Origin of the sequence: Shewanella gaetbuli (assembly GCF_023284065.1) — a bacterium.
GTDB lineage: Bacteria > Pseudomonadota > Gammaproteobacteria > Enterobacterales > Shewanellaceae > Shewanella > Shewanella gaetbuli.
Window position 1 is genome coordinate 142754 of record NZ_JAKIKP010000004.1, and the last position, 23858, is coordinate 166611.

Below are 23858 nucleotides of genomic sequence, written 5' to 3' on the forward strand. Positions count from 1 at the left end.
TAATGCGAACAAGGGGCTTGGAATGAGTATGAATAAAGCAAGTGTAAAAGATGAAAGTTGCGAGCACTCGTCTTTGCTTTTGACCGCAGGCAAGCCTTTTCCATTAGGCGCAAACCTGACTGAAGATGGTGTTAATTTTTCCATTTTTTCAGCTCACGCAACTAAAGTTGTGTTGTGTTTGTTTGATTCACAAAACCATATAGAAGTTGCACAGTATATTCTTGATCAAAAAACACATCACATTTGGCATGGTGAGTTAATTGGTGCTAAGGCGGGCTTACTTTATGGTTACCGAGTTTTTGGTCCTTATCAACCAGAACTTGGCCACAGATTTAACCATCATAAATTGTTACTTGATCCCTATGCTAAAAAGTTAGTAGGCGAGTTACATCAAAACAAAGCCTTGTATGCTTACGATGTAGACGACGAGCTTGGTGACTTGTCATTTAGTACCACCGATAATGCGGCCTTTATTCCTAAGTGTGAAGTAGTCGACGTAGAGCAGATAAAGTCTATTCCAATAAAGCCAATTAACCGTGACTTATCTAAAAGCATTATTTACGAAACTCACGTTAAAGGCTTCACCAAACTGCACCCCGATCTTGCACCAAATGTTAAAGGCACTTTTGCTGCATTAGCCAATCCAGCTGTAGTGCAATATCTGTCTCAATTAGGGGTTACAGCATTAGAGCTATTGCCTGTACATGCATTTTTTGATGAACCCTTTTTAGCTGAAAAAAATCTTAATAATTATTGGGGATATAACAGCGTTGGTTTTTTTGCATTACAGCCTCACTACCTGTCGTCTGACGATATTGGCGAATTTAGGAGCATGGTCTCCACCTTACATCAAGCCGGTATAGAGGTGATTCTAGATGTTGTATATAACCACACCGCTGAAGGCAATCAGTTAGGACCAAGTTATCATTTCAGGGGCATTGATAACTTGAGTTATTACCGTCTTATGCCCAATGAGCCAAGGTTTTATATTAACGATACCGGATGTGGCAACACCTTAAATATCAATCATCCACAAGTGCTTATGTTAGTGATGGACTCATTAAGGTATTGGGTAGAAGTCATGGGGGTAGATGGTTTTAGATTCGACCTAGCCAGTTGTTTAGGCCGAGAAACCTATGGTTTTGACCCTGCCAGCGGCTTTTTTGACGCCTTAATGCAAGACCCTATTTTGTGCCAAGTTAAACTTATTGCTGAACCTTGGGATATTGGCCCAGGTGGATACCAATTGGGCAATTATCCCGTTGTATTTAGTGAGTGGAATGATAAATACCGTGATGCCATGCGTCGATTTTGGCGTGGTGATAGTGCAATGCTATCTGAGTTTGCCAAACGATTTCATGGTTCTAGTGACTTATTTGAACACAATGGTAGAGGACCGTCTGCCAGTATAAATTTTATAACTAGTCACGATGGTTTTTCTTTACACGATTTAGTGACTTATAAACAAAAACATAATGAAGCAAATGGTGAAGATAATCGCGATGGTCATTCAGAAAACTTCAGTTGTCATTACGGTGTAGAGGGAGAAACTCTAGATGAAAGCATTAATCAAATAAGAAACCGCCAAAAGCGTAATTTTATTGCCACGTTAATGCTGTCTCAAGGTGTGCCCATGTTGTTATCTGGCGATGAGGCAGGACACAGCCAACATGGTAACAATAATGCTTATTGCCAAGACAACCCAAATAGTTGGTTTAACTGGCGTAAAATTGATTGGCAACTGGTTAAATTTACCCGCGAGTTAATTAGCTTACGTAAGCAATATCCATTGCTATGTCACAAAGCATTTATTCATAAACCCGAAGCATTATTTGATAACGGTATAGCTTGGTTCAACCGTTTAGGTGAGCCAATGACTAAGGCGTTGTGGAGTGAACACCTTTGCAAAACCTTAAGCGTTATTGTGACCGGTAATTTATTAGAAGATGAGGTTGGAGCTGTTCCTGAAAATACCCAAGCATTGCTGATTTTTATTAATGCCGATTCAATAGAGCAAGCTTTTAATTTACCAAAACTGCCCCATTTTGCGCATTGGAGTTGTGTCATTCACTCCCAAACGCATTCAGCTATTTCACCTTCTGATTCAGCTGTACAAGCTGAACAAAAATTCTATCTGCAACCTAGAAGTTTAATGATATTTCATAGCCATTTTCAAGGAGTAGAACATGTCTGAACCTAAAGCCACTGTGCCTAAACGTAAAAGTAGCAAAAAAGCATCTCCAGCAAAAAATATTAAAGCAAGTTCACCTAGTAAACCAGTAACGTGTGAACCTTGCGATACCTTGCCAGCTTCAGTTGCGCGCCAAATAAGATATGGCTTATGCCATACTGAGCACCAAGCAACCTCAATATTTGATGCTTTAGCAAATGGTGTTAAAGAGCAAATGTTAGATCAATGGCGCAACACTCGTCTGCACGACAATACTTTTGAACAAAAGCAAGTTGCCTATTTGTCTTTAGAGTTTTTAATGGGGCGTGCTTTAGGTAACGCATTGCTTAATCTAGATTTAACAGACCAAACCAAAACCTTATTAACTGATTACGCAACACAATTGGAAGATGTGGCTGAATTAGAGCATGACGCTGGACTAGGTAATGGTGGTTTAGGGCGTCTTGCAGCTTGTTTTTTAGATAGCTGTGCAAGTTTAGATTTAGCCGTAACAGGTTATGGCATTCGCTATCAATACGGTATGTTTGCGCAAAAAATAGTAGATGGCTATCAAATTGAAAAACCTGATAGATGGTTGCGTTTAGGTAATCCTTGGGAAGTTAGAATGGCACACAGAATTGTATCTGTGCCGTTTTTCGGCCATACCGAGGTGTATCAAGACAAACAGGGCAATACCCAACATGTATGGCGAGATTGCCAATATGTATTAGCTGTACCTTATGATATGCCTGTTCCGGGGTATCGAAATGGCCGAATTAACACATTACGTTTGTGGAAAGCCGAGGCCAATGACGACTTTGACCTAGCTGAGTTTAATGATGGTGATTATGCGGAGGCTGTAGCAGATAAAAACTTGGCTGAGCAAATAACCATGGTGTTATATCCCAATGATGCCAGCCAAAACGGTAAAGAGCTTCGTTTGCGTCAGCAATACTTTTTAAGCTCGGCGAGTTTGCAAGACTTACTCGCTCGTTATGTCGCGGTATATGGCGACGACTTCAGCCAATTTGCTGTTAAAAATGCCATTCAACTTAATGACACTCACCCAAGTATCGCGGTACCTGAGTTAATGCGGCTATTGTTAGATACCTACGGACTGTCTTGGGAAAAAGCGTGGCAAATCACTACTGCAACCATGGCTTACACAAACCATACTTTATTGCCTGAAGCACTCGAAAAATGGCCTGTATCGTTAATGCGTTACATGCTACCGAGAGTGTTAGAAATCATCTTTGAAATTAATGCTCGTTTTCTTGAGCAAGTTGCCCACAAATGGCCTGGTGACACTGAAAAATTAACCACAATGTCAATTATTGAAGAAGGGCCTGAACAGCATATTCGCATGGCCTATTTAGCTATAGTAGGCAGTTTTTCCGTTAATGGTGTAGCAGGGTTACATACTCAATTATTAAAAGCTGGGTTATTTAATCACTTTTACCAATTATGGCCTAATAAGTTTAATAACCGCACTAACGGTGTTACCCCAAGGCGCTGGTTGATCAATTGTAATCCTGAGCTAACAAGCCTTATTACTAAAAAATTAGGTGAAGATTGGATTAAAGACTTATCAAATCTAACCGCACTTAATGCGTTTACATCTGAAGCCGCATTTGTGAAAAAGTGGGCGCAAGTTAAATTACACAATAAGCAGATTCTTGCCGATTTTGTCAAAAAAGAAAGCGGCGTAGAGTTTGACCCCTCAATGTTATTTGATGTGCAAGTTAAACGAATACATGAATATAAACGTCAGCTACTGAATATCATGCATGTAATCCATTTATATCAACGCATATTAAAGGGTGACACAGAAAACATGGTGCCAAGGTGTGTACTTATTGGTGGTAAGGCCGCACCGGGTTACGCCATGGCTAAGCAAATTATTAAACTGATTAATAATGTTGCCCATATGGTTAATGACGATCCCTTAGTCACACCGTATTTACGAGTAGCATTTCTACCAAACTATAACGTCAGTGCAATGGAAAAAATTTGCCCAGGTACTGATTTGTCAGAACAAATATCTACCGCAGGTAAAGAAGCATCTGGAACCGGTAATATGAAGTTTATGATGAATGGGGCGTTAACTATAGGCACTTTAGATGGCGCTAACGTTGAAATGATAGAAGAAGTAGGCAGTGAAAACTTCTTCTTATTCGGCTTAAACGCTCAAGAGGTTGAGCAACAAAAACACGCGTATAACCCTCAAGCATTCATTGAACAATCACCCGCACTACAACAAGTACTAGCCATGCTAAAAGGTGGTCATTTCAATCTTGTTGAACCCAATATTTTTGACTCAATTATTCAAGCAATTTGCGACCCACATGATCAGTGGATGCTTGCTGCAGACTTTGATGATTATTGTAGAGCACAAGAAGATGTCGCGCGTTTATACGCTAATCAAGCTAAATGGCATAAAACCAGTATCCGCAATTGTGCTGCTAGCGGTCGTTTTTCTAGTGACAAAACCATAGCTGGCTACCGAGATGATATTTGGAAAAGTTAATAAATAGCTAATAGTTGACCTTGTTTAATCAGTTCGCACCCAACAGGGATGTTTTTTATACAATTTAAATCGTATTTACCGGAGTGACTTCATGAACAAAAATGTGCGTTATATTAGTAATTTAACTCGTGATACTTATGCAATTATATTAGCTGGCGGCCGCGGCTCTAGATTACATGAACTAACCGATTGGCGTGCTAAACCTGCGTTATATTTTGGAGGCAAATTCAGAATTATTGATTTTCCATTATCTAACTGTATTAACTCAGGCATTAGGCGAGTAGGGGTAGTGACTCAATATAAGTCACACTCTTTAATACGCCATGTATCTCGAGGTTGGGGTCATTTTAAAAAGGAATTGGGTGAATCAGTAGAAATTTTACCAGCGTCACAGCAGACTTTTGGTAACTGGTATGAGGGTACTGCCGATGCTGTATTTCAGAACATTGACATTATTCGCCATGAAATTCCAAAGTATGTGATGATTTTATCAGGCGATCATATTTATCGTATGGACTATGCAGGCTTATTAGCAGACCATGCTGAATCTGAAGCTGATATGACAGTATGTTGTTTAGAAGTACCATTAGAAGAAGCCGCAGGTGCGTTTGGTGTCATGGAGGTTGATGAAAACAATCGAATTATTGGTTTCGAGGAGAAACCAGAAAATCCTAAACCCATCCCTGGTAAACCAGATAAATGTTTAGCTTCAATGGGTAACTATGTATTTAATACTAAGTTTCTATTTGATCAATTGAAGAAAGATGCCATCAATGAGCGTTCTGAACGAGATTTTGGTAAAGACATCATTCCTAACATCATTAAAGAACATAATGTTTTTGCGTTTCCATTTACCAGCGCCATAGAAAATGAACCGGCTTATTGGCGAGATGTAGGAACACTAGATTCCTTCTTTCAGGCCAATATGGAACTATTGTCGCCAACACCAGCTTTAAATTTATATGATGCAAAATGGCCTATTTGGACTTATCAGGAACAGTTACCTCCAGCAAAGTTTGTCTTTGACGATGAGGATAGGCGGGGTATGGCTGTAGATTCTATCGTTTCAGGAGGTTGTATTATCTCTGGGGCGAAAGTCAAACGCAGTGTGTTGTTTGACGAAGTTAGAGTTTGTTCTTATTCATCGGTGAAAGACTCTGTTCTTTTACCTGATGTTGTCGTGATGAAAAATTGTAAAATTCAAAATGCCATTATTGATAGAGGCTGCATTATTCCGGAAGGTATGCAAATTGGTTATAACCATGACCATGATCGCGCTAAAGGGTTTAGAGTCTCAGAAAAGGGCATCACTTTAGTGACCCGTAAAATGTTGGGTTTAGCTGTGGGTTACGAATAAGGGCGGTTATTGATGAAAAAAGTGTTAATGGTTGCTGCCGAAAATGATGCATTGGTTAACGCCAAAGTAGGTGGTATGGGCGACGTAATACGCGATTTGCCGCCTGCATTATTAAGCGCATCGATACAAGCAGATGTTGCCATGCCGGACTATGGATTTTTAATCCGCAGTTATAATGCGCTTAAGTTGGCACAGGTTACTGTGCCTTTTTGTGGTCAAATACACACAATTGATATTTACAAAATGCCCAGACCTGAGCATAAGCAAAATCTTGCTAAATCGTCATATCATGCAGTTGCAGAAACTGATTCAACAGAGGTTAACTCTTGGGTGTATTTGTTTTCCCATCCACTATTTAATCAAGCTGATCAATCCATATACGCACAAGGTAGTTCCGATAGACCTTTTGCAGACGATGCCAGTAAATTTGCGTTATTTTCATTAGCCGTTGCTAAAGCGATTTGCGAAGGTAAATTAGCTGAATATGACGTTTTGCATCTACATGATTGGCATACTGCAATGATAGCTATGCTTAGGCAATGTGTTGATGAATTTAGCGGTTTAAAGCCTTTAAAATGTGTTTACACCATTCACAATTTAGCCCTTCAAGGGATAAGGCCTTATCACCACGATAGCTCGTCATTTATTAGTTGGTTTGGTTATTGGTTTAATCAACATGACAGCGTTAATGACTTACCTGAAGGAATAGCCGATCCTCGTTATAGTTCATGTGTAAACCCCATGAGAATGGGAATTGTAATGAGTGATGTGGTGCATGTTGTTTCGCCAAGTTATGCACAAGAAATTTTACGACCCTCAAATCCGGCAATGGGCTTTTATGGCGCAGAAGGGTTAGAAGCAGATTTAATTCATAAAGCAAAAGCAGGGCAGTTAATTGGCATCATTAATGGCTGTGAATATTCATCAACAACAGAATCTAAACCGTCACAAAACGTAAAACAACGTTTAATGTTAATTAATCAGGCTCAACAAGCGTTGAGCAAATGGCAAGCCAATAAAGATGTGGTAAGCAGTGAAGATTTTATTGCATCTATTAAATTAACCCAGTACCAACAACAGCTTGAGTCAAGCCGAAAAAATGCCAGTGCACCTATGTTAATTACTTCTGTTGGCCGTTTAACTGAGCAAAAAGTGTTGTTGTTCTTACACAAAACTCAATCTGGTAAAAATGTGCTAAGTGAGTTATTAGATTCATTGCATCGTTATAATAACGACGCTAGATTTATTTTATTAGGCAGTGGAGACGCAGTATTAGCTAAACAATTTAAAAGCATAGCCGCACATTTTAATAATTTTATTTATTTAAATGGCTATGCCGATAATGTGGCACAAACGCTTTATCAGCAAGGTGATTTGTTTTTAATGCCAAGCTCATTTGAACCTTGCGGCATAAGCCAAATGCTAGCAATGAAACAAGGACAACCTTGTTTAGTCCATGGTGTTGGTGGTCTTAAAGATACTGTGGTTCATGATAGAAATGGCTGGCAATTTAGCGGAGCTAATTTAGATCAGCAGGCTCAAGCATTTATTCAACAATTTTCAACGTGTTTAGACTTGTTTAATACACAAGATTGGCATCAAGTTTGTGATAATGCTGCTCAAGCGCGGTTCGATTGGCAGTCAATTGCTAGTGAGTATGCTAGCAAGCTTTATTCACCAAGTTGAGATAAGTAACCTGAACTGAGTAAAAGCCGCGTTAATATAGGTTATTAACGCGGCTTTTTTATAGTTGTATATTACTTCTTAGGACGGAAACCAAAGAGTTTTTGCTCAATGATGGCATCAACCACTTTTTCTGGCAGGGCATTCTTCCACTCATCATCACCGCGAGTTAACTGAGTTAAAATCTCACGCGAATAAAGATTTAGTAGCTCTACATTACTGTTTTCGATACTTTTTATAAAACCATTTTCAAGCAAGTGACGATATAAATAACGCAAGTTTGCAGGAACAGTTACATTGGATAAGTCGTGAACATCACCTTTTTCATCAAGCTCTGGGTAGACAAATAAACGAGTATGATCAGGAAATAACTTACCAAAGCCTTCCAAAATACCACCCTCGAGGCCACGATAAAAATCAACATCAAAAATTTGCCTGATGTTGATCATGCCAACCACAATACCAATTTGATGATTGGTAAATTGTCTAAAGTACGCTCGTAATGAGAAGTAACGAGTATAGTCAGAAATAAGGACATTATAGCCGAGTAGGTTAAGCAACTTCACTCGCTCTAAAATGTCTTTTTCAGACATATTGGCATCATGCCCTTGAAGATCATTCAATGAAATTTCGGCAATGACAACAGTGTTATCAATATCAACACCTTCAAGCTCAGAAAAGGCTTTTTGACCTTGCTCAATCATGTCTACATTAAGTTTGGTTACCGGCTTAAACGAACCGCGAATGGTAAGTACGTTCTTTTTGTATAACATCTCTGCAGGAACACCAACGGTTCCATCAGGCTTAAACATCACTGCACGAGTTTTCCAACTACGGATCAGATGGATATTTTTGGCTTTATTATCGATATCTTCAAAGTAGGGGCCTTGGAACTCAATTGAGTCAATTTCGATTCGATTAGCTTTCATGTTATCGGTAAGTGAGTCGATAATGGTCTTTGGATTTTCGAAATAATAATAGCTGGCATAAATTAAATTCACACCAAGAATGCCCAGTGCCTGCTGCTGCGCTTCGGCATTGTCATCAAACATTCTAACATGGACCACAATATTTGATGGCTCAGCTCCAGGGTACATTTGTACTCTAACACCACACCAAGCATGACATTCGTTATCTTTATTAAAACTTTTAGCTGCAACTGTAGCCGCATAACTGAAATATCTGGATGAACGTGAGCGAACATCACCAACACGTTCAACAACAAGGTCGTACTCTTGCTCCATCATGGCAAGGACTCGTGCTTTACTGACATAACGGCCATTTTGTTGAACGCCATAAATAGCATCTGAAAACTTCATGTCATAGGCGGACATGGTTTTTGCTATGGTACCTGCCGCTGCACCAGCAACAAAAAAGTTACGAGCCACTTCTTGGCCCGCTCCAATCTCAACAATTGTGCCGTACTTTTTGTCATCCAAATTGAGTCTAAGCGCTTTTTCTTTGGTGCTACGAGAGCTTACTTGCTTGTCCATATTACTTCCGATCTGAATAATAAAATGCAGGGTGATAATAGTGTAAATTAAACGTTTTTTAAATGGTTAGAATAGGTGTTGCTTAAATTAAGCTGAAGTTAATAAAAATAATGGTTAAAAATCAGCTCAACTGCTTAAAACTTATTCATTGTGAAGCTTTAATCTGCTTGCTGTTAACCAAGGGTATGGTCAATGGTTTGATTAACTTCAGACATAAAACGGGTTAAAAACCAATCTACTGAATCAAACTCGTCACGCCATTGGTTTAACTTCACACGGCAGTGAGAAACTGCATCTCGATATTCAAAATTACCAAGCTTGTATTCTTTCTCAGCTTCTAAATAACACGCTATATCATCAGCCACTTTAACTAACTTTGCATCTCGAGTGTCTTTAGGTTGAATGATTAGCGTTTCATAACGAGGTTTAAGTTCAGGAGGAAGACCGTCAAGCATTTTAAGCTCAAACATTTTTTCAATTTGCTTGATAGACGCATGAACTTCAGCACTCATGTTTTTAGCATTTGAATTAATATCGCCCAAACCTGCTACTTCTGATGCCTCATGAAAAATCGCCATTGCAGCTAATTTGTCTGGATCAGTATCTAAATTAAAGACATCTTTTTCAATTGTTCCCAGTAAGTGCGCGATAACAGCCACTTCAAAACTATGAGTAGCGTCATTATTTTCTGTTAAGTTGGTTTGCAATGGCCAGCGCTTAATGTTTGCCGCACGCTTCCAAAGAGCAAGAAAATTTGATTGCTCAATTGTCATACTATGTCCTTTTAATCCAGTTTCTTGACTCATAAAATCAATAGCTTAATATATGATGTTTCTTAATTGTTATAAACAAGCTTATACTTAGCTTACTTAACCTGCAGATATTATTTTAACAGACGATGACTATATCTGCTGATATGTTTGATTAACTGAAAAGGAACATCATGAAAACGATCAACATACTAATGTCGGTGGCCATCTTATCTTTAGGTATGAGTAATATCGCCATTGCTAAAAATGATAAAGCGAAAGAGTTACCTCCAGGCTTACAAAAGAAACTACAAAAAGGGCAACCTTTACCTCCTGGTTGGCAGAAAAAAGTCGCTGTTGGTCATGTTCTAGAGCAAAATATTTATGACCATCGAAAAGTCATCTCTCGTGACGGTGATTTTGCCACCATTAGTATAGAAGGTGAAATATTTAAGGTGATTGAAAATACAAGAGAAATTGTTGATATCATTCGTCGAAATAAATAGTTAAGTGACAATGTATATTAATGGCTAAATTCGTTTAGCCCAAAATTTGCAGGAGTAATCCTTGGTATGTTTAGTCTAAATATTATTAATTAAGTCAGTAGCTTACATCTTATATGACTAGATTATCATAATTACATTCTTGGGAAACATTTAAAGGAATAAAATGATATACATAGTACTGCCGCTTATTTTGACCCTGCTGGGGGCTTTTACATTTTTACCTCAATTTAAGGGGGTCATTGAGCGTAATAGTATAGGTATCAATTTTTTTCTGACTTTAATCGCAACTTCAGTTGGTGTACTTTTAGCCATTTCTGTCACTAATTATGAAAATGAACAAAAAGAAAGACATGATGTCATAAAACTAATTAACTCGGCTATTACATCTGTCAATATTTGCTATGACTACAGCGAAGAACTGATTGAATACTTTGATAATATTCCACAAGGTGATGAGCTAAGAAACCACTTCTTTGAGAATAATCCTCCTCCTTATCCAGATTATTTAGGTAATTTTTTGATGCAAAATATTGTCAGCAAGAATTTATCTGGTTCAACATTAAACAAATTAAACGAATACTTAATTAATTTAGAAAGAAGTCATGCATATGATGTTCAGTTATATCTATACGTTCTTGAACAAACAAAAAAGCTGCTTGAGTTAGAGTTGGCATTTCAAGAGGACAAAATAACTGAAGAACAATTAGTTAATCGAATAGATATTTTGAAAAAAAGCCTACGTTTGAAAACTGAGAGTATAAGCAATAACTTAACGAATCAATGATTGAGTGCTTTGGATGGTACTGTCAATTTAAGCAGTATCTTCTTTAATATGGCATCATAGCAGTATGAAAACCATTTATCCTGGCCACAGATATCCGGCCCAAATCATCAGCCACGCAGTTTATCTGTATCATCGTTTTACACTGAGCCTACGAGATATCGAAGAGATCCTCGCTTATCGTGGTATCAACGTAACATATGAAACTATCAGCCATTGGTGCCTGAAATTTGGTAATAAATTCAGTCATAACATTCGTACAAAACGAGGTCTATTTAATTCATCCTGGTACCTCGATGAAGTGTTCATCAAGATAAATGGTCGACTTCATTATTTGTGGCGTGAAGTCGACAGCAATGGTGACGAAATAGATATTCTCGTGCAGAAACGCAATGCTAAACGCGCTGTCATAGGTTTTTTCAGGAAGTTACTCAAAGGTCAACATTGTATTCCAGGCTTGATTGTTACTGATAAACTGCCGAGCTATCGGGCTGCTAAAAGGGTGGTCATGACTAGTGTTGGTTACACAGTGAAGCTTTATAATTAATAATCGGTTTAGACTAGGCAGACATGCTATTTATGTATCAAATTATCGGTATTAAGAACACGTTCATTCGCGGAATGGGAAAGGGCGAGTTATATTTAAAATTTGAATTAGTGGTTAATAAACTTGCTTTTTACACATTAATTCAATAAGTTGACAGTATCATTTCAACTACTGAGCCATTAATTGAAAATTACGTTGAGAGAAGATAAATCAAGAAAACGAACCTGCAACTGTACATTTTTCTGTGTGTGTTGGAGTTCCCACTAGGTGTATTTCTAAAAGGTGATTTATGGTTTGCAATATTTATATCTGTATTAGGTACTTTAGCTTTTATGAAGCTGAGCCTCTTTAAATATTTAAAAAATGAAGTGCCAAACTTCATTTACTATTTTTGGGGATGTTATGCAGCAGGAGTATTGTTTGCGCTCTATAAATATGGGACTTCATATAGTAAAGATTATGCAGTTGGAGTGTTTTTGTTAATTAACCTCCTTATTTTGCCATTTCTATATAAAGTTAAGAGTGTTATTGAAAATAGGGAAATAGTTAAATAAGTTCAATATTGCCAGCAAAAGGCTGGCTGTTAATTTGCATCCCAAAGTGATCCAAATATTGCTTAAAATTGCATTTAGAATTAGTCCACTAAAAATCTAAAATGAGCTATAAATTTAGTTGCGTAAGGCAATAACAGTGGGGCAGTTTTAAATGCAATTGCAGGATCAAGTTAGCGTGCAAATTAACAGGCGTCATCAGGAACTGCTGCTTCAATGTTTAGGTCAAACATGAAAAGCATGTTTAGTTTTGGTGCAACCAAGAACTTTAGAAAACCAAACTTATCGAAATACAATAGTGATGCGGCGCTTCGGTCTGCTGCGGGTCGAACCAATAAGGGCGTAAATGCATACGGTGCGGGTGTTGCTGCGGCAGGAGCTACTGGTGGCGATGGCAGCCAAAGTTGCGGGTGTAACTAATGATTTATGAGCTACTTAATGATAATGGCGAGCTTTTCGCATTCGAGATAGAGAGTGTTTATATGCCATTATCTCAAATTGCTAACACACTTGAAAAAATTGAAGGTGTTTCCCAAATAAGAAATAGAAAGATGTTTTCTTCTCAGGATGAAATTCATATTCGATTCAAGTTCAATGGAATCGATTATATTGTTTGGGAGCCTTATGGTGATAATAGCAGGTTCTGGTTAGGGCCTGACAGGGATGAATACGACGATAATATTGTTGAAATTTTCAACTTGTTCAGGCTTTATAAGCCACCTTTTGTGACTGGTCTAGTTGGTGATTTACTCTCGTTAGATTTCAAAGGGTTGTTCAGGCGTTTATTTAACCAACAACCATAACCGACACTCTCACAGTGTCGGCTAAGGCATCATCACGGCAGTAACCGGTGTGAATGGTAGTATCATCATGAATATCATACGCATCGGTTATTGCCTAGTGTAGGTCACACAATTAAGCAATATGAAAATAACCTCTGCGAAAAGTCTCATCAACCTACAAGGCAGTAGGAGTATCAAATGCGAAGATTCAAATCACATGGACAAGCGCAACGGTTTTTATCTGTCCATGGCGTAATTAACAATCTATTTAGACTCGGTCGTCATACTCTGAAAGCTGCAAATTATCGGTTATTAAGAACGCGTTCATTTGCCGAATGGGAAAGGGCAAGTTATATTCAAAATTTGAATTAGTGGTTAATAAACTAGCATTTTTCATATAAATCCAATAAGTTGACAGTATCGTTCAATCGGCTGCGCTTGCAGTGAGCATTACAGCGGCTGCGTGTAGGGATTTGTTTAGATGAAAAAAGTGAAATTGATGTTTTGGCGGTGGGTATTCACTGTTTCAGGCATATTTGCTTTAGCTGTTCTTTTATTAATATCACCATTTATTAAAAGACAGCTTCAGCCTCTTTTGTTCCAATCTGAATATTTTGATTATGAATATTTACAGAGCAGGATTAACGCCCCATTTTTTGTTGTGCATAACGATGTAAAGAAAAGATTCTCTAGGGAGCCTTTTAGATCTTTTCATCAAATTAAGTGGTGGGTATTCAATCACTCAGATGTGATAGAGGCTGAGATAACTGAATCAGGAATGACATTCTCAATAATTGTCTCTAAGCAAAGTTTTGTTTACTCAACTTGTGTGGAATACTTATCTTTATGTCAGAAAGAGACTGATGCGATTTATCGAGAACTACTCAATGGTAGTGTGCTTAAAATCAATGGCCAGACAATATTCTATGATGCAAAATTGGGAGGTTATTTTTCAATTCCACTTGATTATGATAGTTATATTGCGTACCAATAATAACTAACATCTTTCTAAATAGAACCACATCAAGGTCAATGATGTGGTTTTTTGGTACTGTCAAGTTAAGCAGCCGTTTCCTTAATGTGGGTAAGGGCAAGTTATATTCAAAATTTGAATTAGTGGTTAATAAACTAGAATTTTTCATATAAATCCAATAAGTTGACAGTATCCAACGTAATATCTGTGTGAATGTGGTAGTAAAGTTGGGCTTAAATTTGAAGATTTAGAGAAGCACATAAAAGTAATTAATATAACCTCAATAAAGGTGATTTTGTTGGGGCTAAAGGTGGGTTGTCATTTATATATTTTTACTGTCCTTCTTGTAAGTTGGCAACAACAATACAGTATAGCTTTTCAGCAGGCGGCAAGAATGGCGAGGCTTGGTTTACATAAAAGGGAATAGTTGTTTAGGTACTGTCAAATTAAGCAGTATCTTCTTTAATATGGCATCATGGCAGTATTAAAAACCATTTATCCTGGCCACAGATATCCGGCCCAAATCATTAGTCATGCAGTTTATATTTATCATCGTTTTACACTGAGCCTACGAGATATCGAAGAGATCCTCGCTTATCGAGTTATCAACGTAACATATTGATAAGTTGCCGAGTTATGGCGCAGCCAAAAGGTTGGTTATGCCTAGTGTAGGTCACACAATTAAGCAATATGAAAATAACCTCTGCGAGAAGTCTCATCATCCTACAAGGCAGCAGGAATATCAGATGATAAGGTTCAAATCTCAGGGGCAAGTGCAACGTTTTCTATCTGTCCATGGCCTAATTAACAATCTGTTTAGGCTAGGTCGCCATGCATTGAAAGCCGCAAATTATCAATTATTAAAATCGCGTTCATTTACCGAATAGGAAAGGGCAGTTCTATATCCAAAATTTGAATTAGTGGTTAATAAACTAGCTTTTTACACATTAATTCAATAAGTTGACAGTATCTCGAGCTGTATGTAGGATGGTAGGAGATAATATTTTTAAGCAAGTGCAGAGTTTCTAAAGGAGTAGGCTCTAATATGAAAATTTTTAAAAAGTATGGATTCGAAATATTCGTTATTTGTCTTTCCGTATATTATTTACACGGAGTTATAGAATATTCTTTAATAGTAGATTTTCAATTCTTCTCTGGTGATGAACCTTGGGTTCCCATGATATCGATAATAATAACTGCTCTATTTTCGATAGCATTACTTTGCTTACTGCCATCACTAAATTTAGCTATCAAGTTAATCTTATTAGCTAAAAAAAATGCACTATTTGAAGGTACTAATAACCATCTACTTTTTGAGTACATATTGATATCTGCACTGACGTTATCAGCTTGGGCAATTTTATTTGTTTTTTGGTTAATACTAAATAATTTGTGATTCATTTAATTATATTTTATCGAATAACTCTAAAAAAGACGTTGCACATACCTCCAAGGGTACTGTCAAGTTAAGCAGCAGCTTCCTTAATGTGGCATCATAGCAGTATGAAAACTTTCTATTCTTACCATTGCTTATCAACCAAGTGGTCAACTCGAAATTGCCCCAAAATGAATTTCGGCCTCCATACCCATTTACATTTGCACCCAAAATTTGACCAAATTTTAGTAATGTTTAAAGACCTGCCTTTCTTGCTGAATGGGAAAGGACGAGTTATATCTAAAATTTGAATTATTGGTTAATAAACTAGCTTTTTCCACATAAATCCAATAAGTTGACTGGATCTTATAAAGCATCAAAGGAGCTTGTATGAACCAAATACTGAGTTTATTAGGTGTTATCGTTTTCTTCTCTGCTTTCCTAGTTTGGACTTTTTACCCAGAGTTACCTTCTAGTGTTTTAGGTTGGGGGGCACTTATCATAATAGGTATTCCTTCATATTTATTTCTAGAGTGGTTAAGTGAGGTAGTCTTAAGCTCACAGTTCTTTAAAAGCAGGTCTAGTTTTAGTCGTATTATTTTGGGTGTACCTATAGTTTTAATATTATTAGTCGTTGCTTTGCTTATTGTTGGATTTGTGCAACAGTCAATTAATGCAATTGGCGGGTAAATGCTTTATAACAAAGCAATTATGATGGGGCGTTATCCCATAACAATTTTTATTCGAAACCGACAGGTTAGAGTTATGGCTTTAACTCATAAATGACTTACTTTTCCTTATGACGAAACTCTAGTCATATGGCCAAATTTGCTTATCCACTACAAACATCATATGCATTCATAAACTTCAACGACAAAGAGCTTCATCGCACATAAGCTATCAGTTACGTAGCAGTATTTGATGAACGCAGTCCATAGCACCATAAGCGAATCGCTTAAAACAAATATTCAGATGGAGAAACTATACAGGCAGACACAACTGAAGCAATAAAAATGAAACCTGATGACGCTACGTGAATAATGCAGTAGTTAGTACAGAATTAATCGATAGAATTCACGTAACGTCACATGGATAACAAAATAATTAAAATTTCTTTCAGTATCAAATCGTAAATTTTCAACCACAAGCTAAAGTAAGTGATCCAGTGTTAGAATGTTAAAAATTAAATTAACTAAATCTAATGGATATATAAACGTTTGAATATTAGTGTAAATTTTTACACTTGAAACTGGATCGATCCAGAGTTAAAAAATAATTCACACCACATTAGGTGAAGCAGAGTTATTAATATTACACCTCATTTAACATAATATACATTGTGCGAACTTATGTGTGTTGTTATGATTAGTAGGTACTCTGCTTCAATAAGCAATATAAGGTCTTTATCTTATTTGGGTTTTATCTTCTACAACGGTTAACTAGATATTGCTAGAATCATCAACTTCGAGCCTGAACTCCAGACTATGTGTTTAATTGATTTCAAACATTATATTACTAAGTAAATTGTATAGCTTGAGCATTTATTTGTTGTATGAAACCTTTTAAATAATAGAGGTTGTTGAACAACCTTGGGCAGTGATTGTTCGCTATGCATGTCTATATTTTTGTGGTGAGTTTGTTGTGTCATATCTGTGAGTTATGTCCTCAGATGTTTTAGAAATATTTGCTTGATAAAATTGTTGAACTGTATCGCTCAATACTCAGTTGTTTGATGACATTAATCAGCCGGTACAAAAAATAAATTAGCGATAAATCATAGTGACATGTTTGCTTCACTATTCACTATATAGTAGTACCTATAACTGCTGTACTTTAACCATCTGGCTTTTCAGATTATTCAAGAAATTGATTGCTCAACTCCGTTTACTGAATCGAAAAAAACCTCATGACAATCTATTCGTTTCTTACAGCACCATAAACATAACTTCCAAATCAGTTGTTTACTGGTTTTATCTAAACAATTGATATCGGCAGCACATAAATTACCGCTTTGAATAAGTTGCGCTAACTTTCGTTCACTAATACTAATATTAACTTTATTCATAACTATCTCCAATGAGTCATTATCATTACACTCTAAATGATAATAATTATCAAGTGCATTTACTCTGGATTGCAGATAAATTAAGTAGAATAGAGTTGTTTTTTCATTTAGTGGTCTACACTTATTCTATGTAGGATTATTTGTACTGTATATTGCCTTAGAGCGAGGTAGCAATGTTATTCGACAAAGCTAAAAAGAAGCCACTTTTTTCTGATAAAAAAAACAATGATACTAAGGTTTTACCTGCGTGGAGAGTGTTAATTGTAGACGATGAACCAGATATTCACTCTGTTACAAAATTGGCATTATCTAGGTTTAAATTAGAGGGGCGTTCTCTAGAGTTTTTGAATGCTTATAGCGGTGCTGAAGCAAAAGAAATTCTGCAAAATGAAACGGATATCGCTGTCGCATTTATTGATGTTGTTATGGAGAGCGAACATGCTGGTTTAGAGTTAATTAAATGGATTAGAGAAGATTTAAGCAATCGCACTATAAGAATAATTTTAAGAACAGGTCAACCAGGGCAAGCTCCTGAAGAAGATGTCATTGTTAACTATGATATAAATGATTATAAGGCTAAAGCTGAATTAGATTCTAGAAAACTGATGACAAGTGTCTACTCTACCCTACGCTCTTATCGCGACATTATGGAAATTGAACAAGCAAGAGTTTCCCAAATTTTGCATAGACAAGGTTTAGAACGAGTACTAGATGCAACCTCTGGCTTATTTGAGTTGCGTACATTGCATCGTTTTGCCGATGGTTTATTAAGTCAAATTGCTTGTTTGCTCAATTTAAATAATGAAACCTTGCTATTAACTTGTAATGCGATTGATGCCATTAGTGGTACGGTTGAAAATGATGATATTGAAGTACTCGCTGGTACAGGTCGCTTCGAAAATTGTGACGGTAAATCAATACCAAACGACATCCTTCTTTTACTGAATAAAGCCATTGACGAAAAACGTTGCTTGTACGAAAACAATTGTTTTATCGGCTACTTTCCCACTAAAACTAGCCGGTGGATAAATATCCTCTATATTGATGGTTTAGATCAAATTTCAGATTTAGATAAAAAATTAATTGATATATTTGCTATTAATGTGGGAGTAGCATTTGAGAATTTACTTTTAAACCAAGAAGTTGAAGACACACAATCTGAGCTCATTTTAAGACTTGGTGATGTGGTTGAAAGCCGTTCTAAGGAAGCGGCTAACCATGTAAAACGCATTGCAGAATACAGTTATGAACTTGCGATATTAGCTGGTCTTCCAGAAAGTGATGCAGAATTGATTAAGCGCGCTTCACCTATGCATGATGTTGGTAAAATTGCTACACCTGATGCAGTATTACTCAAACCAGGTAAATTGGACGAAAATGAATGGAATGTCATGAAGCAACATCCAGTCATAGGCCATCAAATTATGGCTAACTCTGAGCGCCCTATTCTTAAAGCTGCGGGCGTTATTGCTTTGCAACATCATGAAAAATACGATGGCTCAGGCTACCCGTTAGGTACCGCTGGAGAAGATATTCATATTTTCGCTAGAATTGTTGCGATAACTGATGTTTACGATGCATTAACACACAAGCGTTGTTATAAAGAAGCTTGGCCAAAAGAAAAAGTCTTAGAAACATTAAAAGAGTGTTCAGGAACGCACTTTGACCCAAAACTGTTAAAGCTTTTCATTGAAAACATTGAAGTTTTCGAAAGAATTAAAACCAATTGGTTAGATGCTTAGTATTTACATTTTGAAAGTTTACATCTTCAGCTTAAGAAGGTGTTGAATCAGCCAAAAAATCAAACCAAACTTGTCGTGCAACATCCTGATAATCGAAGGTCACTGTTGCACGCCAGACCATATAATTACTACTACAAGACCCGTATATCAACTGCCCTGTTAATGTTCTGCCCTGCTGCTTTAGCGCTACTGGAATCACCCCCATAAACATATCTCTTCCAGCAACAGTCATTTGTACATTTTCTACGTCTTGAGAAAATTTCATAGTAATATTTATGTTCTCTTCACTTGTTGCGAAGGGGTCATCCAAATCAAGCTCCACTGTTACATTTGCAACACTTTGCTTACAAGGTGATGCATGGAAATTACACAAAGAAGGATCTTGAATGGTTAATAGATCAGATTCTGCTTGTTGGTTATCGCATGCTGTTAATAACAGTAGCAAAATCAATAAATTTACCACACACCACTTTTTCTGCACAATTTTTAACCTCAATATTCATTTCGATAACATTATCTTTCGTACATTGATCTAGATCAAGTTTCTAATCATCAGTTCAGTTTCTTTTTTGATCTAGCTCAAGTATCATTAGTCGGCCTCAACATTAATCTCAAATTGTAGAGGTAAAACATTGACATAAATTGATAAAGTTGCCAGTAAAACTGTCAAGTCATTTTAAGTCATATAAACAGGTAGAGTTTCTAACTTTACTAATAATATAAGTAAAAGTAATAAGCCGTGGAAGCATTATGATGAACCATTCCCAGTCTACAGGCGCTGATTACAATTACACTGTTGTCCGCCAATTTGCCCTAACCACTGTGTTATGGGGTATTGTTGGTATGGCAGTTGGTGTATTGATTGCTGCTCAGTTAATCTGGCCGCAACTGAACTTTGAAACACCTTGGTTAACGTATAGTCGTCTAAGACCATTACACACCAATGCTGTGATTTTCGCGTTCGGTACTTCAGCTCTTTTCGCTACATCCTATTATGTTGTACAACGTACTTGTCAAACTCGTTTATTTGCACCGAAAATCGCTGCATTTACTTTTTGGGGTTGGCAGGCAATCATCCTTTCGGCAGCAATTTCATTACCACTAGGTATTACCTCAGGTAAAGAATATGCTGAATTAGAATGGCCAATTGATATCGCGATTACCATTGTTTGGGTATGTTACGCGATAGTCTTTTTTGGTACGATCATTAAAAGAACAACTTCGCACATTTATGTAGCTAACTGGTTCTTTGGTGCATTCATTATCACTGTCGCAGTACTTCACATTGTTAACTCAATGGCAGTACCTGTAAGCCTAACTAAGTCTTATTCAATATACTCCGGCGCTGTAGATGCTATGGTGCAATGGTGGTATGGCCATAATGCAGTAGGCTTCTTACTTACCGCAGGTTTCTTAGGCATGATGTATTATTTCGTTCCTAAGCAAGCGGGTCGTCCAGTATATTCTTATCGTTTATCTATTGTTCATTTCTGGGCATTAATTGCGTTATATATTTGGGCAGGTCCTCACCATTTACATTACACGGCTTTACCTGACTGGACTCAGTCTTTAGGTATGGTGATGTCGTTAATCTTATTTGCTCCATCTTGGGGTGGCATGATTAACGGTATTATGACGTTATCTGGTGCATGGCATAAATTACGTACAGACCCTGTATTACGTTTCCTTGTTGTTTCATTATCTTTCTATGGTATGTCTACCTTTGAAGGCCCAATGATGGCAATTAAAACCGTAAATGCACTATCCCATTACACTGACTGGACTGTTGGCCATGTTCACTCTGGCGCATTAGGTTGGGTTGCTATGGTGTCTATTGGTTCTTTATACCATTTGATTCCTGTGTTATTCGGTCACGGACGTATGTATAGCACTAACCTAGTCAACGTTCATTTCTGGTTAGCAACTATTGGTACTGTGCTATATATCGTATCTATGTGGATTTCTGGTGTTATGCAAGGTCTTATGTGGCGTGCAGTGAACTCTGACGGTACGTTAACCTACAGCTTTGTAGAAAGTTTAGAAGCTTCATATCCTTTCTATTTTGTTCGCTTTATCGGTGGTGTGTTCTTCTTAACAGGTATGTTTATTATGGCATACAACGTTATTCGTACTGTTAAAGCACCTAAAGACACCTTGCCAGCATTAGCTGAAGCAAAAGCATAAGGAGCAGATTCGATGAAATTTAGTCATGAGTTAATTGAAAAGAACATCGGTCTGTTGGGTATTTTCACTGTTATCGCCATTAGTTTTGGTGGTTTAGTGCAAATTACCCCACTTTTGTTCCAGAAAGATACTACTGAGCCGGTTGAAGGTTTAAAGCCTTACAATGCATTGCAAATTGAAGGGCGTGATATTTATGTTCGTGAAGGTTGTTATAACTGTCACAGCCAAATGATCCGTCCTTTACGTGCAGAAACTGAGCGTTATGGTCATTATTCTGTAGCGGGTGAATCAGTATGGGATCACCCATTCCAATGGGGTTCAAAACGTACTGGTCCTGACCTAGCTCGTGTTGGAGGTCGCTATAGTGATAAATGGCATGAAGTGCATTTAATCGACCCACGCGCTGTTGTACCTCAATCAAATATGCCTGCTTATCCATGGCTTGCGGAAAATACCTTAGATGGCAAATTAACCCGTCAAAAAATGGAAATTTTAAGCAACTTCCATCCAGAACATAATCTCTATACAGAAGAAGAACTGGCTGGTGCGCAAAAGGCGGTTGAAGGTAAAACTGAATTGGAAGCATTAATCGCTTACTTACAATCTTTGGGTCACGCACTCAAATAGGAGGTAATGATGGATTATGGCACTTTTCAAGGCATCTTAACCATTATTGTAATGGTGACGTTTATAGGTATTTTTTACTGGGCATATAGTAAGCACAGCAAGTCAAAATTTGATGAAGCAGCTAACTTAATATTCGCAGATGATGACAAACCTACTACGTCTCAAGACTCAGGAGAACAGAAGTAATGATTATGAGTAACTTCTGGAGTATTTGGATTTCAGTATTAACGATTATCGTTATTGCTGGTTGTGCTTTCATCCTTTACAAAATGTCTAAAAACAATACAGGCATTGATGAAGGTGAATCGATGGGGCACAGCTTCGATGGTATTGAAGAACTTAATAACCCACTCCCAAAGTGGTGGTCTTATATGTTCTACATTACCATTGTTTTTGGCATTGTTTATTTAGTGATGTACCCAGGTCTAGGTAATTACAAAGGCCTATTTGGTTGGACAAGTTCAAACCAAAGCGTACGCTCTATTGAAGAGTCAAAAGCAGCCGTTGAAGCGGCAAAAGCTGAAAATCGTTTATCGCAGTATGACCGCGAAGTCGCACATGCAGAAGAACAGTACGGTCCAATTTTTGATGCTTATTTAGCAACGCCTTTAGAGGAGTTAGTTAAAAATGAAGAAGCATTAAAAGTCGGTGGTCGTTTATTCTTACAAAACTGTGCTCAATGTCATGGCTCTGATGCTCGTGGTTCAAAAGGCTTCCCTAACCTCACCGACGGTGCTTGGTTATATGGTGGTGAGCTGGCTGATATCAAAACAACATTGATGAATGGTCGTAACGGAATGATGCCGCCTAAAGGTGGTTTACCTATTGAAGACAGCGAACTAGAAGGCTTAGCTGAGTATGTAGTTAAATTATCTGGTGGTGAACATGATGCTGCTTTGGCAGCACAAGGCCAAGGCTCATTTATGAAAGGCTGTTTTGCTTGTCACGGTATGGACGGCACAGGTAACAAGTTTATGGGCGCACCAAATTTAACCGATGACGCATGGGTATATGGTGGTAGTCGTGGCGCAATTATTGAATCTATTCAATATGGTCGCTCTGGTGTTATGCCAGCGTGGAAAGACATATTAGGTGAAGAAAAAGTTCACGTAATCACTGCTTACGTTTATAGCTTATCAAACAAATAGTTACATAAAATTAACACTAAAGGCCTCGTTTAAAGCGAGGCCTTTTTTTTAAGTGATTATTAAGCTTTTACCCTGTAAAATGACCCCATAAAAAATAAATACATTTTAGGAAGTTTACATGTCGGATATTCAACCCTGGTATAAGCAGTTTTGGCCTTGGTTTTTAATTCTTTTACCGCTTTGTGCTGTTATCGCCAGTTTTAATTTATTATTTACCGCATTAAATAATTCTGACTCGCTAGTTGCTGAAGATTATTACAAAGAAGGCAAAGCCATTAATATGGATTTGCAGAAAGTAAATTACGCTAAACAAATAGGTATGCAATATTTAGCTGTTATTGATGATAATACTGTTGAAATTACCCAACACGGCGGCCCAGCTTATACCGCTGCATTGAATATTCATTTATATCATAGAACCATAGAAGAACACGATATTGAGTTGAAGGTCACTGCAGACGGTTCTGGTGTTTATCGAATTCCTCTCACTGAAACTATGAAAGGCCCATGGGAGATTCGTATTGAAGGATTTGATAGCCAATGGCGAATTCAACAGCGAATTGATATCACAGATGATGTTGAGTATTGGCTTAATTAA

At 37.4% G+C, this 23858-nt stretch carries 21 protein-coding genes and 3 pseudogenes; 19 read left to right on the plus strand and 5 right to left on the minus strand.

Annotation, left to right across the window (positions count from 1 at the left end; genetic code table 11):
* The first annotated feature begins 22 nt into the window (after positions 1 to 22).
* From glgX to L2672_RS07545, 4 genes are all read left to right on the plus strand, one after another.
* Positions 23 to 2194, plus strand: coding sequence for a glycogen debranching protein GlgX (gene glgX / locus L2672_RS07530; RefSeq protein ID WP_420833138.1), 2172 nt, complete (start codon positions 23 to 25; stop codon positions 2192 to 2194).
* Positions 2187 to 4697 (plus strand): glycogen/starch/alpha-glucan phosphorylase, encoded by a 2511-nt coding sequence (locus L2672_RS07535; protein WP_248995217.1) that lies wholly within the window; start codon positions 2187 to 2189, stop codon positions 4695 to 4697. The genes glgX and L2672_RS07535 overlap by 8 nt, the downstream gene beginning before the upstream one ends.
* 91 nt (positions 4698 to 4788) lie before the next feature.
* The gene (gene glgC / locus L2672_RS07540) at positions 4789 to 6054 is read left to right on the plus strand and encodes a glucose-1-phosphate adenylyltransferase (protein ID WP_248995218.1); all 1266 of its coding nucleotides are present in this window, start codon (positions 4789 to 4791) and stop codon (positions 6052 to 6054) included.
* A gap of 12 nt (positions 6055 to 6066) precedes the next feature.
* Positions 6067 to 7740 carry a glycogen synthase gene (locus L2672_RS07545; protein ID WP_248995219.1) on the plus strand — a complete coding sequence of 558 codons (1674 nt, stop codon included), beginning with the start codon at positions 6067 to 6069 and terminating at the stop codon, positions 7738 to 7740.
* Between the two features lie 71 nt (positions 7741 to 7811).
* Here L2672_RS07545 and L2672_RS07550 read toward each other — a convergent pair whose 3' ends face one another.
* The gene (locus tag L2672_RS07550) at positions 7812 to 9230 is read right to left on the minus strand and encodes a TonB-dependent receptor (protein ID WP_248995220.1); all 1419 of its coding nucleotides are present in this window, start codon (positions 9228 to 9230) and stop codon (positions 7812 to 7814) included.
* Between the two features lie 173 nt (positions 9231 to 9403).
* On the minus strand, positions 9404 to 10003 hold the full coding sequence (yfbR, locus tag L2672_RS07555) for a 5'-deoxynucleotidase (RefSeq protein WP_248995221.1): 600 nt from the start codon (positions 10001 to 10003) through the stop codon (positions 9404 to 9406).
* Positions 10004 to 10173: 170 nt separating this feature from the next.
* Here yfbR and L2672_RS07560 point away from each other — a divergent pair, with 170 nt between their 5' ends.
* The 8 genes and pseudogenes from L2672_RS07560 to L2672_RS07590 all read left to right on the plus strand — a co-directional run bounded on the left by L2672_RS07560 (position 10174) and on the right by L2672_RS07590 (position 15006).
* The gene (locus L2672_RS07560) at positions 10174 to 10485 is read left to right on the plus strand and encodes a hypothetical protein (RefSeq protein ID WP_248995222.1); all 312 of its coding nucleotides are present in this window, start codon (positions 10174 to 10176) and stop codon (positions 10483 to 10485) included.
* Positions 10486 to 10648: 163 nt separating this feature from the next.
* Positions 10649 to 11269: a hypothetical protein gene (locus L2672_RS07565; protein WP_248995223.1), complete on the plus strand. Its 621-nt coding sequence runs from the start codon at positions 10649 to 10651 to the stop codon at positions 11267 to 11269.
* Positions 11270 to 11333: 64 nt separating this feature from the next.
* Positions 11334 to 11912, plus strand: a pseudogene (locus tag L2672_RS07570) (IS6 family transposase).
* Positions 11913 to 12595: 683 nt separating this feature from the next.
* Positions 12596 to 12784 carry a hypothetical protein gene (locus L2672_RS07575; protein ID WP_248995225.1) on the plus strand — a complete coding sequence of 63 codons (189 nt, stop codon included), beginning with the start codon at positions 12596 to 12598 and terminating at the stop codon, positions 12782 to 12784.
* Positions 12784 to 13167 (plus strand): hypothetical protein, encoded by a 384-nt coding sequence (locus tag L2672_RS07580; protein WP_248995226.1) that lies wholly within the window; start codon positions 12784 to 12786, stop codon positions 13165 to 13167. Before L2672_RS07575 ends, L2672_RS07580 begins: the two co-directional genes overlap by 1 nt.
* Positions 13168 to 13254: 87 nt before the next feature.
* Positions 13255 to 13518, plus strand: a pseudogene (locus L2672_RS17385) (DDE-type integrase/transposase/recombinase); the annotation flags it as partial.
* A gap of 109 nt (positions 13519 to 13627) precedes the next feature.
* Entirely contained in the window at positions 13628 to 14140 is a 513-nt protein-coding gene (locus L2672_RS07585; protein WP_248995227.1) for a hypothetical protein, read from the plus strand.
* Positions 14141 to 14594: 454 nt separating this feature from the next.
* Positions 14595 to 15006 (plus strand): annotated as a pseudogene (locus L2672_RS07590) (DDE-type integrase/transposase/recombinase).
* A 256-nt stretch (positions 15007 to 15262) separates the two neighbouring features.
* On the opposite strand, the gene L2672_RS07595 reads toward L2672_RS07590, so the two are convergent.
* Positions 15263 to 15520, minus strand: coding sequence for a hypothetical protein (locus L2672_RS07595; protein ID WP_248995228.1), 258 nt, complete (start codon positions 15518 to 15520; stop codon positions 15263 to 15265).
* 364 nt (positions 15521 to 15884) lie between these two features.
* On the opposite strand from L2672_RS07595, the gene L2672_RS07600 reads away from it, so the two are divergent.
* A complete protein-coding gene (locus tag L2672_RS07600) occupies positions 15885 to 16184 on the plus strand; it encodes a hypothetical protein (RefSeq protein WP_248995229.1) in 300 nt (99 codons plus the stop codon).
* 1168 nt (positions 16185 to 17352) lie between these two features.
* Here the strand turns inward: L2672_RS07600 and L2672_RS07605 are convergent.
* Positions 17353 to 17559: a hypothetical protein gene (locus L2672_RS07605; protein WP_248995230.1), complete on the minus strand. Its 207-nt coding sequence runs from the start codon at positions 17557 to 17559 to the stop codon at positions 17353 to 17355.
* Between the two features lie 173 nt (positions 17560 to 17732).
* Between L2672_RS07605 and L2672_RS07610 the strand changes: the two genes are divergently transcribed.
* Complete coding sequence (locus L2672_RS07610; protein WP_248995231.1) at positions 17733 to 19301, plus strand: DUF3369 domain-containing protein; 1569 nt, start codon at positions 17733 to 17735, stop codon at positions 19299 to 19301.
* A gap of 31 nt (positions 19302 to 19332) precedes the next feature.
* On the opposite strand, the gene L2672_RS07615 is transcribed toward L2672_RS07610, so the two are convergent.
* Entirely contained in the window at positions 19333 to 19782 is a 450-nt protein-coding gene (locus tag L2672_RS07615; RefSeq protein ID WP_248995232.1) for a hypothetical protein, read from the minus strand.
* A gap of 269 nt (positions 19783 to 20051) precedes the next feature.
* On the opposite strand from L2672_RS07615, the gene ccoN reads away from it, so the two are divergent.
* The 5 genes from ccoN to L2672_RS07640 all read left to right on the plus strand — a co-directional run bounded on the left by ccoN (position 20052) and on the right by L2672_RS07640 (position 23858).
* Entirely contained in the window at positions 20052 to 21485 is a 1434-nt protein-coding gene (gene ccoN, locus L2672_RS07620; protein WP_248995233.1) for a cytochrome-c oxidase, cbb3-type subunit I, read from the plus strand.
* Positions 21486 to 21497: 12 nt separating this feature from the next.
* Positions 21498 to 22112 (plus strand): cytochrome-c oxidase, cbb3-type subunit II, encoded by a 615-nt coding sequence (gene ccoO / locus L2672_RS07625; protein ID WP_248995234.1) that lies wholly within the window; start codon positions 21498 to 21500, stop codon positions 22110 to 22112.
* A 9-nt stretch (positions 22113 to 22121) separates the two neighbouring features.
* A complete protein-coding gene (locus L2672_RS07630) occupies positions 22122 to 22298 on the plus strand; it encodes a cbb3-type cytochrome oxidase subunit 3 (RefSeq protein WP_248995235.1) in 177 nt (58 codons plus the stop codon).
* Positions 22299 to 22303: 5 nt separating this feature from the next.
* Positions 22304 to 23260, plus strand: coding sequence for a cytochrome-c oxidase, cbb3-type subunit III (gene ccoP / locus L2672_RS07635; protein ID WP_248995357.1), 957 nt, complete (start codon positions 22304 to 22306; stop codon positions 23258 to 23260).
* 118 nt (positions 23261 to 23378) lie between these two features.
* The gene (locus L2672_RS07640; RefSeq protein ID WP_248995236.1) at positions 23379 to 23858 is read left to right on the plus strand and encodes a FixH family protein; all 480 of its coding nucleotides are present in this window, start codon (positions 23379 to 23381) and stop codon (positions 23856 to 23858) included.